Here is a 13,530-nt window from a genome sequence, read left to right as displayed (position 1 = left end):
ACTATGCTGAATACTATAACCATCGCTAAAACTGCAGATAACGCATTTACAATTGGCTTGTAATGTTTTTCTGACAATTTATAGCTCAACAAGATTTCCAGCATGTATCCTCCATCCAAAGGCTTGATTGGAAGCAGATTGAAAAGCCCAATTCCGAGGTTCAGCATTGCCACCCACTGGAAAAGATCGATCAGCTCAAAGAGAATCCATGGAAGAGGACCTAAACTGTCATTTTTAAGCTCGAAATGCTGATTTGCCTGGATTCCGAAAAATCCTCGGGACTCGTTGTTCGGATGTTTGGAAAGGGTTACATGGTAATTGCCCTGGTCCGTCTGAACCGAAATGTTTTCGCCCGGAGCGAATGAACTGACAACATTGACATAGGCCTTTGTATCATTAATCTTTTGATTGTCAATGGCTTCCAGAACCATTCCTTCCTTCAAGACTCCATCGGATGGAGAATCTGGAATAATCCTGCCGATTTCAATTCCGTCTTCGGCAAAGTAATTAGGAATTCCTGCAGCGCACAGGGACACCAGCATCAAGGCTATGACCGCAAGGGTTACGTTGGCAATGGAACCTGCAGCGTAAACTCTTAGCCTTGAAGTCCTTTTGGCTTCCTTAAGTTTTTCCTCATCCGGCTCTACAAATGCTCCCGGAAGTATGATAAACAGCATGAGTCCTATTGACTTTATTGGAATCTTTTCCCCGACTGCCTGAATACCATGTGAAAATTCGTGAACGATTAAAACCGTTGCAAGGGCTATCAGCCCATAAACAAAGGGAACGTAAATCTGGGAACCAGGAATATCAACACCGGGTATCACTATCGAAACGCTCGGAGTTTCAAAAACAGTTGGCAATGTGGACAGCAGAGTATAAGTAATGAATATCATGGCTCCAAATGCCACTATAATTCCGATATTCATATACCATCGCCAGAATTTCGGTGACAGGTTATTGATTTTGGATATCAGTCCTCTCAGCCTCTGGGTTTTCCACATTATGACTGGAAAGCTAAGTTCAACTCCATGATTTGATAATCTTTCATGAAATATTCCGACCAATATCCAGATGACAGCAAAGGCTATCAAATAATAATAAATACCATTCATTAAAATGCCTCTTTACTTACCAAAGTAATGAATCAAAGAAGACAACATCGACTATATCGTCCTTCTGGTATCCTTCATCATTTTCGTCTATTATGATATAGCTGTTCGCTTCCACCATTGAACGAATAATGCCAGAACCTCTATTCAGCACATGCTTTGCATGCTCCTCATCACTGACTGCACGGATGAAATCTGTCCTGCCCAACTGTGAAGGTATCTTAAGCTGTGATGTTCTTTTAACTATATTAAAATCAAATGCTCTTCCCTGCATTTCAAATAGATATTTTCTTGCAAACATGTCGAACTGGGACATTGCGGCAACAGGCTGTCCTGAAAATGTGAAAACCACCTTGTCATTGACAATACCTGCACCTGCAGGTTTTCCAGGTCTAATTGCAACGCCGTGGAAAAGTACCTCGCCGATATCATCAACTACATCCAAAACGACATCCCCCCTACTGATGGCTGTTCCTCCTGTAGTCATGATAACATCATACTCCTTGGAAGCCTCTAAAATGGCCTCCCTTACCTCATCAAAGGTATCTCCTGCACGGCCAATGTCACATATGGCCCCTGAATCCTCAACCATCGCCTTTATAGTAAACTGATTGGAATTTATGATTTTTGCCTTATCGATTTCCTCTTTTGTCGGTTCGACAAGCTCGTTTCCGGTAATGATGATTTTGACCCTAGGCTTTTTGAACACCTTTACGGTATCATATCCCGCAGAGGCTATAAGGCCCAGTTCCTGATATCTGATGAAAGTGTTTTTGTCCAGTATTTTTTGGCCTTTCTCGATATCTTCAGACTTTGGAGAGACGTTTTCACCGGGAGTGACCTGTGAATAGATTGTCAAGTCATCCCCATCGGTTGTAGTGTATTCCTTCATCAAAACCGCATTGGCGCCGTCAGGAATAGGTGCACCTGTAGCTATAACAATAGCCTCATTGTGATTAACGGTTTTAGATGAAAAATCTCCGGCACCGATTGCATCGATTATCTTGAATTCCTTTGGTGCTGACTGTCCAGCACCGAAGGTGTCTTCCGCAATGAGTGCAAATCCATCCATAGCTGATTTATCAAATGGCGGTGAATCATGAAATGCTATTATATCTTCAGCCAAAACCCTCTTGTGGGCATCATAGATAGGAATCTCTTCAATTTCACTTACTTTTTGATTGTCAGAGATTAGATTTTGAGCATTTTTTAATGAATCAAGCTTTGATAAGAACATTCAACTCCCCCAAGTCAATCATGCCATATATTTTTCAATAACGCCATGATATGCATTATTCAAATCTTCAAAGCTGAATTCATGATCGTTTACATTCAATGAAGTGCCTTTAACCTCACCAATGACCTCACAAGGAACATCAATTTGTGCTAAAATGTCATCAAGCGCATCTGCTTTGACTGTCAACAAGTACCTTGCATGACTTTCTGAGTATAGCAATTGGATTTTATCCAGTTCATCATCTTTTAAGGTTACGTCACAGCCTAAGCCTGATTTGATAACCATTTCGGACAATGCGACTGCAAGACCTCCTGCTGATACGTCGTGTACTGCAGTGATGTTTTTGTCCTTGTCATTGGAAATTAAATCTAAAACGGTTTGACCGTTTGCAACTTCCTCATCGATTCTGATTCTTGGAGCTGTACCTTTTTCAAGGTTATGAATGGTTCTGTGATATTCTGAACCTGTAAGTTCATCATAGGTTTTACCGATTAATATGATTTTATCTCCTTCGTTTTTGAAGTCCATGGTCCTTATGTTTTCAATGTCCTCAACACCAATGACACCAACTGCAGGTGTCGGATTGATTTTTATTCCTTCGGTTTCATTGTAGAAACTTACGTTTCCACTGATGACCGGTGCGTTGAAGTTTTCTGCAACAAGTGCCATTCCTTCAATGGCTGTTTTAAATTGCCATAGGATTTCAGGAGTTTCAGGGTTTCCGAAGTTCAGACAGTCAACGACTGCATAAGGGGTTGCTCCCATTGAAATGACGTTTCTGATAGCTTCGGCAACACAACCTGCGGCTCCGTCGAATGGAGATAATTTTGTGTGAATTGTATTAGAATCTGTAGTGAGTGCAATTGCAGTATTTTCATCGATTCTGAGCACTGCGGCATCGTCTCCAGGTTTTACAACAGTTCTGACCTGAACCTCATGGTCATATTGTTTGTAAACCCATTCTTTTGAAGCAATGTTTGGAGAGGATAATAATTTTGGCAGGGATTCATAAACACCAGGTTCCTTAAGCTCGATTTTTTCTGTATCTTCTGGTATTTCCTTGATTGGCCTGTCGATTGAAGGTGGATCTGCCAATAGTATTGTTGGCAAGTTGGCGATTTCCTCACCTTCGTCTGAAATGATCATGTTGTTTCCGTCAATTACCTCACCGATGACGGATGATGTGATTTCATGCTTGTCGCAGATTTCCTGTGCCAATTTAACATCATCAGGATTGATTACGAATACCATTCTTTCCTGTGATTCTGAAAGCATGATTTCATAAGGTGTCATTCCGGTTTCCCTTAAAGGAATAGCCTGCAAGTCGACTAAAGCACCGTTGCTGGATGAATCCACTAATTCTGAAATACAGCATGTGAGACCTCCACCACCTAAGTCCTTAACACCGCTGACATTGATTTTTTCCAATATTTCCAGGGATGCTTCAAGAACTCTTTTCTTGGTGAATGGATCCGCTACCTGTACAGCAGGCCTGTCTTCAGTTTCTGAATCTGAAGTCAGCTCTTCTGATGCAAAAGTTACTCCATGAATTCCGTCACGGCCGGTTGTTCCGCCCATCAAAAGGAATACATCGCCTATGTTTGGAGCCTGTGCCCTTACGATTTTGTCCTTTTCGACAAGACCCACACACATTACGTTTACGAGAGGGTTTGTCCTGAATGATTCGTCGAATTCTATTTCACCGGCGACAGTAGGAACACCGACACGGTTACCGTAATCGGAAATTCCCTTAACGACATGCTCAAACAAGTATCTAGATTTTTGGTCTTCTTCCAAAGGTCCGAATCTTAAGGAGTCGAGAAGTGCTATAGGCATTGCTCCCATGGATATGATATCCCTTAATATTCCGCCTATACCGGTACCTGCTCCTCCGTATGGTTCGATAGCTGATGGGTGGTTGTGTGATTCCATACCCACTGCTAATGCATACTTATCTGTGACAGATACAAGACCTGCATCGTCACCCGGACCTAAGATAATATTTTCCCCTTCGGTTGGAAAAGCCCTAAGGAAAGGCCTGCTGCTTTTGTATGAGCAATGTTCTGAAAACATTACGTCAAGCATTCCTTCTTCCAATTCGTTCATTTCACGACCGAGGATTCCTTCAATATATTCAATTTCAGAGTCAGCTAAAGTCATGTTAAACACCCTATTTTTTAATTGAAATAACTACTTTTTCTCCTTCGATATCCCATTCTTTGGTATAATCTTTTGAATCTTTATTGCATTCTTCACTATCAGTTATAATTAAGCTTTTAGCCCTGACTTCATGAGAGATCACTTCAGATTGAGGAACAATCAAGTCCTTGAATTCCGCTGATGTTTCAACATCCACGTTGATGTTTGCCTCAACATCTAAATCCAATTCTTTTCTCATGTCCTGAACCCTTCTGATGAGTTCACGAGCCATTGCTTCCTGTCTGATTTCCAATGTGATATTGGTATTTACAAATACGTTACCGCCTTCAAATTCTGATGAAACAAAATCATCCGGAAGTTCTGAATCAAACAATACTTCTTCAGAGTTCAATTCAATTCCTTCAATTGTAACACAGCCGTTTTCTTCAAGTTCTGCTTTTATTTGATTTCCATCAGCAGTCTTTAGGCCTTTAACAACCTTGCCCATGTCTCCTTTGAGTTTTGGACCTAAAATCTTGAGGTTAGGTTTTGCATTGTATGATAATTTTTCAAATTCACTGGCACACAAGACATCTTTGGTATTTGACTGGTCCTTGATGATGTCAGTCAATTCCTCGATAGCATTCAAGACATCCTCATCTTCAGATACCACTGTAATGTCTGAAACCGGCCATCTCAATTTGTATTGTGCCATGTCCCTTGCCCTGATTGACGCTTCGATAACTTCACGGGCCACATCCATTTTGGCTTCAAGTTCACTGTCAATCGCATCTTCGTCATATCCCCAGTCAAGCATATGAATGCTTTCAGGCGCTTCAGGGTTTACTCCTTTAACAAGGTTTTCATAGATTTCCTCACATACATGTGGAGCTATAGGACATAATACAGTGATTAATTTTACAAGAGCTGTGTATAGGCTGTAGTAAGCACCCAATTTATCAGGGTCATCGCTTTCAACCCATGTCCTACCACGAATTAACCTTACATACCAGCGGCTTAGGTCTTCAAGGATGAAGTTGTTGATTTTTCTGGTTGCCTTGTGGAAGAACAGTTTGTCCAAGTCCTCAGCAACTTCCTTGATCAATGAGTTTGCCTTTGAGATAATCCATTTATCCTCTGAACGCAAAATCATGTCATCTTCAGTAAGTCCTACCGGATTGAAGTCATCAAGTGACATGTAGGTTGTTGAAAATACATAAACGTTCCATAAAATGTTGAACATCTTGTTGATGTTTAAAAGCTCTTCCCATACGAATTTCAAGTCATCCCATGGTTTTGAAGCCCATAATAAGTAGAATCTTAAGACGTCCGCTCCGTACTTTTCAATTACCTCTTCAGGAGCAACAACGTTACCCAATGATTTGGACATCTTGTTTCCGTTCTCATCCAGAACGAATCCGTGCATTAAAACTTTTTGGTATGGACTTTGGCCCATGGCTATTACACCGGTACCGAGCTGTGAGTAGAACCATCCTCTGGTCTGGTCATGACCCTCTGTGATGAAGTCATAAGGGAACCAGTCAGCGAATTTCTCCTTCTCTTCAGGGTAATATAATGAAGCCCATCCGGCTACACCTGAGTCGATCCATACATCCAATACGTCAGGAATTCTTTTGATTGTTTGGCCACATTTGTCACATTTCACTTCAACTTCGTCCACATATGGCCTGTGAATAAGCTCTGAGTCACTTACATTAATTTCAGTTAAGGATTCTTCTTTCAATTCGTCAAGGGAACCGATTACCTTGAGTTCTCCACAGTCAGGACATTCCCAAATTGGTATTGGAATACCCCAGTATCTTTGTCTTGAGATTGTCCAGTCACGGGCATTGTCTACCCAATCGTAGAACCTTCCTTCTCCAGCCCATTTAGGAACCCATTCGACCTTTCCGATTTCATCCAACATTTTCTGTTTGATATCGGTTACCTTCAAGAACCATTGTTTGGTTGCACGATAGATAATTGGGGTTTTACATCTCCAACATACCCCATATCTGTGTTCAATGGTTTCAGAATGATACATTAATCCTTTTTCTTCTAAATCTTTAATAATTTGAGTATTTTCTTCTTTTGTAAATTTGCCATCATATTTGCCTGCATCTTCGGTGAAGCATCCGTCTTCACCTACTGGGCAGAATATAGGAAGTCCATTAGCGTGTCCCACTTCAAAATCGTCCGGACCGTGTCCAGGTGCGGTATGTACCAAACCGGTACCTTCACCAAGCTCTACATGGTCGCCCGGCAAGATAGTGTGTACCTTTTCAATTTCTGAATCGAATTCCATCTGTTTTGGAATTTCATCTGCTAAAATATAATCATAGGACAATCCAAGTAAGTCTTCACCTTTGACTGTTTTGATTATTTCATACATTACCTCTTCTTCTTCGATGATTTTGTCTTCCTCATCTTCATTTTCAGCAGGTATTTTGGTCCTGTGGATTTTAATGCGTTTTCCTAAAACGTCTTCCATCAGGTTTTCAGCAATGATATAGGTTACTCCATCCTTTGCAACATAAACATAGTCAAATTCAGGATTTACACAAATTGCAAGGTTTGCTGGAAGTGTCCATGGAGTTGTTGTCCAAACCAGGAAGTATGTATCCTCTTCTCCTGTAACTGGAAATTTAATGTAAATTGAAGGGTCTTCCTTTTCTTCATATTCGATTTCAGCGGCAGCAAGAGCTGTTCCACAATGCGGACACCAGCTGATAACCCTCTGGTCGTTTAAAAGTAAATCCTGTTCGTTTGCCCTTTTAAGCATCCACCATGAGGATTCCATATATTTCGGGTCAAGTGTCATGTATGGGTCATCCCAGTCCATCCAAACTCCCAAATCGTCAAATTCCTTTTCCATTGCAATCTTATTTTCAATTGCGAATTCACGGCATTTGTCAACGAATTTGTCAATACCGATTTCCTCAATTTCCTGTTTTGACTGAATGCCCATCAGATGTTCTACCTTATTTTCGATTGGAAGCCCGTGCATATCCCATCCGGCCTGTCTTCTTAAGCTGAATCCGTTCATGGATTTGTATCTCAAGTAGGAATCCTTGATGATTTTATTCCATGCGGTTCCCAAGTGGATTTTACCACTACAATATGGCGGACCGTCTAAAAATGAATATCTTGGACCTTTCTCTCTCAGTTCATTGACTTTAGCAAAAGTTTCTTCTTCTTTCCAGAATTTTTGAACTTTCTTTTCTATCTTATCATGATCGTATGATTTGTCTGCCTCTTTTATTGGCATTTTTTAACTCCTTATATATATGATGCATTTGATATTTTTTGTCGATTAACTCCCTGATATTGCCGTTACAACAAAAATCCCTTATATTCATCAGATTTGGTTAACAGCAGCAATACTGCCATGTTATCAACAAACATATCAATTAATTTACAATATATATCTTTTTGTTTTAGATAATAAATAAAGGTTATTATATATCGTGAAAATTGAGAAAATAGGAGTTTTTTTAACAGCAATTAAAACTAATTAATGTGAAATTATTTTGACAGTAAATACAATTCCTTCAATTATTTCAAACCTACTTTGCATTAACATTAACGGCAATGAAATTTGAAAATGGATGCTCCTAAAACTACATATAATACTAACTTAATATATTAATTCATGAGCTTTCACAGAAAATACAATTCACTTTTTAAGTTAGTAGACAACTCAATGAAACTTTATAAAATCTATAAAAAGAAAAAACAGGAAGAGAAGAAGAAAAAATGAGAATAGTCTACTGGAGTGACTTCAACTGTCCGAATTCATATATCGGATTGGTCAGACTGAAAAAGGCAACCGAAGAACTGGATTTGGATGTCGAATGGGAAATGAAACCATTCGAGCTTTATCCGACCCTATTCGATGAGCCAATTAATTCCATAACCACTCAAAACATCATAAAGTATGGCATTACGCCTGAAGATGCCAAGGCCAAGATTGAAGAAACAGAAAAGATTGCTCTAAATGACGGGATTAAAATAAACTATAAAGACATCCAATTAACTTCATCAAGAAATGCTCACAGATTGGTCAGATATGTCCAAAAAAAGCATTCGGACATTTCACAGGATCTTATTTTCAAAATTTTTGAAGCGAATTTCATAGATAACAGGATAATAGCCGATACAGATACTCTAGTTGAAATCGCTACCAGCTTAGGTTTGGATGAAAATGAAATCAGAAATATCCTTGAAAGTGATTCTTATGACTTTGAAGTTCTAATTGAAGAGGAAGATGCCATAGCCATGGGTGTTGATGCAATACCTCTCTACTTTTTAAACATTTCAGAAGAGCAGCTGGTTGTTCCCGGAGCCTTTGAAAAGGAAGATTTCAAAATAGCTATTGTGGATTTGATTAATGGGGAAATCGGATCAAAATCATACCTTTAAGTCAATATTGATTTTAAGGTGTTAAAAGATTAAATAACCCAAAATTTAATATTATTTTATGGAAATAATATATGCAGATACTTTTTTTAAGCGTTTTAAGGGTTTAATGGGAAAAAAGAATTTTAATAATGTTCTGGTTTTCACAAACCTCGCCGATTCGGGCATACACACAATGTTCATGCGTTTTGAAATCGACGTTTATTTCGCTGATGAAAACAAAGTGGTTTTTGATAAGGCAACTTTAAGGCCATGGAAATTTTATAGGCCCAAAAAACAGGCGAAATACATTATTGAAACTGAAAAAAATAAGTTAAATCTAAAAATAGGAGATAGATTAGATTTTGTCTAAAATATCTTCCGGATTTTCAAATATCTTGATATTGTCAATACCTTCCAATTTGCGGGTATTTTCAATATCTATGTCTCTCATATAGATTGTTATGATTTTGCCTTCAGAAATTGCATCATTCGGACAGGTATTCCTGCATAATCCGCATCCTATGCATTTTGTCAAATCGATTTCTGAGTGTGGAATGATAGCTCCCTGCTCACATGCAAGAGCAGCAACACAGTCATCACAGTTTTCACACTTTGACAATTCTATCTTTGATGGCAAAACCGTGTCGATTGGTCCTGGATGAATGTCAACAGGCACCATATAAACTGGTACGGCACCTTTTCCGGCCTGTGCGACCGCATTTGTAACAAGGGTATCTGCTATTCCATAGACTATCTTTGAAACCGTATTTGCTGTAGCCGGTGAAACTATTAATAGGTCGTATTTTCCTAAGGACAAACGACCGGTAATTGGATATGAGAATTTTTGGTTTGAATCAGTTGCAAGCTCATGGTATTTACCGCCGGTTATGCCGACGATACTTTCATAAAGTCCATACATTTTAAGGACTTCTTCAGCAGCTCCTGACAGAAATACTGTCACTTCATGCTCTTTTGCTAATTTCAAAGCAACTTGTACTGATTCACGTAGTAAATGACCAGCTCCAGTAAATGCGAAGGCAATTCTCATGTTATCTATAATTTGTGATATTCGTATGCATCTCTGTCGGAGAATGCATAATCAAGAGTTGTGTATTGGTTCATGAATTCAGCAACTTCATCAGCGATGTCTTCCTTATCTACTGCCACACGTTTGATGAATTGAGCGACTTCTTCCATTTCTTTTTCTTTTAGGCCTCTGCGGGTGATTTCCTGTGTACCGATTCTGATACCGGACGGATCATCGGAATTGTCACGGTCATCTCCAGGCAAGAGGTTTTTGTTTAGGATAACGTTATTGTCAGCCAGTTCTTTTGCAATGTCTGATGCTGATCTGATTGACCTTAAGTCCACAGCGATTTGGTGTGACTGGGTGAATCCTAAATCTTCACATAAAACGTCAAATCCTAATTCATACATTGCTTGACCTAATGCTTGTGCGTTTTTAATTGTCTGTTTTGCATATGCTTCACCGAATTCCAACATTTCAGCGGTTGCAATACCTAAACCAAGCAAGTGGTGCAAGTGGTGGTTACTTACGACACCAGGGAATACTGCATTGTCGATTAATTCCTCATTTTCCTTGTGGGAAAGGATGATTCCTCCTTGTGGACCTGGGAATGTCTTGTGGGTACTTCCCATCATCACATCAGCACCCTCTTTTAAAGGTTGCTGGAACTGTCCACCTGCAATAAGACCCAATACGTGTGCACCGTCATACATGACAGTAGCTCCAACTTCATCAGCAGCTTCACGTGCTTCTTTGATTGGGTGTGGGAATAAGAATAAGCTTCCTCCGAACAAGACTATTTTTGGTTTTTCCTCGAGGATTTTTTTGTTCATTGCATCGATGTCAATGTTCATAATGTTTTTGTCCAATGGGTGGAAAACTGTTTTTAATCCACGGATACCTGCTGCACTTACATCAGCGTGGGAAATGTGACCTCCTGAAGGTACTTCAAGAGCCATTACTTTTTCACCAGGTTTTGCAAAACCGAAAAATGCTGCAAGGTTTGCGGTTACGCCTGATACAGGCTGAACGTTTGCATAGTCACAGTCATAAACTTTGCATGAAAGCTTTTTGGTCATGTCTTCAACCAAGTCAACGTATTGGCATCCTTCGTAGAATCTTTCGAATGCTTGTCCTTCAGCATATCTGTGTGCAAAATCGGTTGCAAGTGCTTCGGTTACCTCTACGCTTGTTACGTTTTCAGAAGCAATCAGATTGATACTGTTTCTCATATATTGAGTATGTTCTTTTGCTATTTCTTCTAACTTTAAAATTTCGTCATGATAATTAGCCATTTACTACACCTAATATCCAATTATATATTTATGATTTAATTTTTGTTTATCATATAATATAAATTTAATATTTTAACGGCATTTTCAAAATTAAAATAAGATAAACCATGAAAATGAATGCTACAAGTAAAAATATTATTGCCCCCATAAAGATTGACATTACTCCGAATCCGTCAACCAAAAATCCCCCGATTGCAATACCGATGGCGATTCCACCGTTTAAAACGCTTAAGAATATGCCATTTGCAAGTTCAGGGCTTTCAGGCAATACAGATGTTTCAATGTATTGAATGAGATTATAGCCCATTCCGTCCAAAATGCCGAATATCAAAACCAATATTAAAACCAGAATTAAATAATCGCTGAAAAGATAGATTCCCAAAAATACCGCTGCACATACCAGATGGAAAATTATGAGTGTGACCTTGTCCTTTTTTGCAATCAGTTTTCCTCCAAGCCATGTTCCAAAAATGGAAATTAAACCGTAGGCAAAAAGTAAAACACTTAATCTATATGTATATACATGGCTGACAGTCTGCAGAAAGTATGGCATGTAGTTATAGACCATGCTTGCACCGATCGGCATCATTATGATACCTACTGTTGCCAGAACGAATTCCTTTGATTTCAAGCTGGACATTGGCATCTCATAACTTTTTGATTCGCCGGGAATTCTGGGAAACAACATTATGATTAAAATCAACGTTATCAGGCTAAACAGGAAAATCCAACTCATTGCGACCTGATAGCCGAAAATTGTTCCAAGTCCTGTTGTAATCGGCAGCCCAACAATGCTTCCGATTGAAATTCCGAGCAATATCCTGGTGATGTAGTCCTGCTTTTGGCCTTCAGGTGCAATCTTTTCACAAAACGTCAGGGCTATTGAGATGAATGCTGGATAGAAAATTGCAGAAAAGATCCTGAAAAAGCTTGCAATGTAAATGTTGTCGGTGAAAATGATTACAAGATTGGACACGGCAAAAATTCCAAGTATTGTAATGAATGTCCTTTTAATCTCAAACTTTGAAAATAGAATAGGAATAAACAAACCGGTTACGGCAATTGTGAATGTAAAAGATGATACATATAATCCAGAAATGGCAATGGAAGTATTGAAATACTCTGATATCTGCAATATTATACCAATAATGCTTAATGGAGTATTGATGCCCATTGTTGATAGCATTAAAATGTACAATAATATTTTTGGATTATAATTCATGATTAAGTATTAGTTCATAAGATTTAAATAGATTAATGTGAGAAAAATTATGTTTTGAGCTAAATTAATGACTGGAAGATAACAAACAAAAGAAGAAATTAATAATATGAAAGTTAGAATGAATCTAACCCCATATTAAATCCTAACAAACTACAAATAAGTAATTAGATACTCATTGTACAATCCTAATTTTACATTTTACATTATATATAATTTTTGATACGTATCATGAAAGCCAAAAAGCCAACCAAAGGAAATTCTAAAACTAAAATTTTTTTAAATTCAACAATTAAAGTAACTAATTATCTTATTAGTGTGGTGATGAGTTGAATAATGGTTATAATCAAAATTAATAACAATTCATTTTTTTCTACTCATTATAACACCTTTTCAGTTTGTTAGGATGATTTAATTTAAGTAGGCAAAAACTTCCATAGACTAGTCCAATAATATATTTAACTATAATGTATATAACTTTGATAGTTTAAGAATTCATAAAATTGTTTTTAAGTAAAAATATTGTATTAAAATCGTTTTTATGCTTCAAATCCGAAAAACAACGAATAAATTAAATTGAAATTAAGTATCAATAAATATCGAATGTTGAATTAGCATTGATTGTATGGTGATTTGAATTTAAAATAAGTTTGGGATATAAGGATGAAAAAAATAAAAAAAATAAAAAAAGAAATAGAGAAATTAATCTCTAAATCTATTTACCTAAGTCTTCAAGAGCAGCACTGATTTGTGCCATAATTTGCTCGGTTTTGAAGTGTTGTTGGTTCATTGCACCAGATGGACATGCACCTACACAAGTACCACATCCTTTACATAATGCGGAGTTAATTTGTGCAAATTCTTTTCCACCTACACCGGTAGCGATTGAAATAGCATCGAATGGACATAATTCGACACATACTTGACAAGCACCACAAACGGTTTCGTCGTTGGATGCAATGATAGGTTCGATTTCTACTTCTCCTTTAGCCATTGGGATTGCTGCTCTGGATGCTGCAGCTGAACCTTGTGCTACGGAGTCAGGAATATCTTTAGGACCTTGTGCTACACCAGCAATGTAAACACCGTCAGTTAAGGTG

General features: G+C 38.3%; 10 protein-coding genes. 2 read left to right on the top strand and 8 right to left on the bottom strand.

All coding sequences use genetic code 11. From position 1 onward, the window contains the following. The 4 genes from QZN27_RS05990 to ileS form a co-directional block, all read right to left on the bottom strand. On the bottom strand, positions 1-1,115 hold a 1,115-nt coding region (locus tag QZN27_RS05990), incomplete at its 3' end, for a site-2 protease family protein (protein WP_296784978.1). A 16-nt stretch (positions 1,116-1,131) separates the two neighbouring features. After that, entirely contained in the window at positions 1,132-2,349 is a 1,218-nt protein-coding gene (gene glp, locus QZN27_RS05985) for a gephyrin-like molybdotransferase Glp (RefSeq protein ID WP_296784975.1), read from the bottom strand. A gap of 18 nt (positions 2,350-2,367) precedes the next feature. Next, positions 2,368-4,509, bottom strand: coding sequence for a phosphoribosylformylglycinamidine synthase subunit PurL (gene purL / locus QZN27_RS05980; RefSeq protein WP_296784973.1), 2,142 nt, complete (start codon positions 4,507-4,509; stop codon positions 2,368-2,370). Between the two features lie 10 nt (positions 4,510-4,519). After that, a complete protein-coding gene (gene ileS, locus QZN27_RS05975; protein ID WP_296784970.1) occupies positions 4,520-7,756 on the bottom strand; it encodes an isoleucine--tRNA ligase in 3,237 nt (1,078 codons plus the stop codon). A 488-nt stretch (positions 7,757-8,244) separates the two neighbouring features. Between ileS and QZN27_RS05970 the strand changes: the two genes are divergently transcribed. Both QZN27_RS05970 and QZN27_RS05965 read left to right on the top strand, forming a co-directional pair. Next, the gene (locus QZN27_RS05970; RefSeq protein ID WP_296784968.1) at positions 8,245-8,910 is read left to right on the top strand and encodes a DsbA family protein; all 666 of its coding nucleotides are present in this window, start codon (positions 8,245-8,247) and stop codon (positions 8,908-8,910) included. A 106-nt stretch (positions 8,911-9,016) separates the two neighbouring features. After that, a complete protein-coding gene (locus tag QZN27_RS05965; protein WP_296784963.1) occupies positions 9,017-9,259 on the top strand; it encodes a DUF192 domain-containing protein in 243 nt (80 codons plus the stop codon). Here the strand turns inward: QZN27_RS05965 and QZN27_RS05960 are convergent. The 4 genes from QZN27_RS05960 to QZN27_RS05945 all read right to left on the bottom strand — a co-directional run. Beyond that, the gene (locus tag QZN27_RS05960; protein WP_296784960.1) at positions 9,245-9,937 is read right to left on the bottom strand and encodes a dihydromethanopterin reductase (acceptor); all 693 of its coding nucleotides are present in this window, start codon (positions 9,935-9,937) and stop codon (positions 9,245-9,247) included. The two genes, QZN27_RS05965 and QZN27_RS05960, sit on opposite strands and share 15 nt — an antisense overlap. Positions 9,938-9,942: 5 nt before the next feature. Further along, complete coding sequence (gene glyA, locus QZN27_RS05955; RefSeq protein WP_296784958.1) at positions 9,943-11,211, bottom strand: serine hydroxymethyltransferase; 1,269 nt, start codon at positions 11,209-11,211, stop codon at positions 9,943-9,945. 64 nt (positions 11,212-11,275) lie between these two features. Next, positions 11,276-12,433: an MFS transporter gene (locus QZN27_RS05950; protein ID WP_296784957.1), complete on the bottom strand. Its 1,158-nt coding sequence runs from the start codon at positions 12,431-12,433 to the stop codon at positions 11,276-11,278. A 712-nt stretch (positions 12,434-13,145) separates the two neighbouring features. Continuing rightward, the coding region (locus QZN27_RS05945) for a 4Fe-4S binding protein (RefSeq protein ID WP_296784956.1) at positions 13,146-13,530 on the bottom strand (385 nt) is incomplete at its 5' end.

It is taken from the genome of uncultured Methanobrevibacter sp. (genome assembly GCF_900316895.1).
GTDB lineage: Archaea > Methanobacteriota > Methanobacteria > Methanobacteriales > Methanobacteriaceae > Methanocatella.
This window is presented reverse-complemented; position numbering and strand designations above follow the sequence as displayed.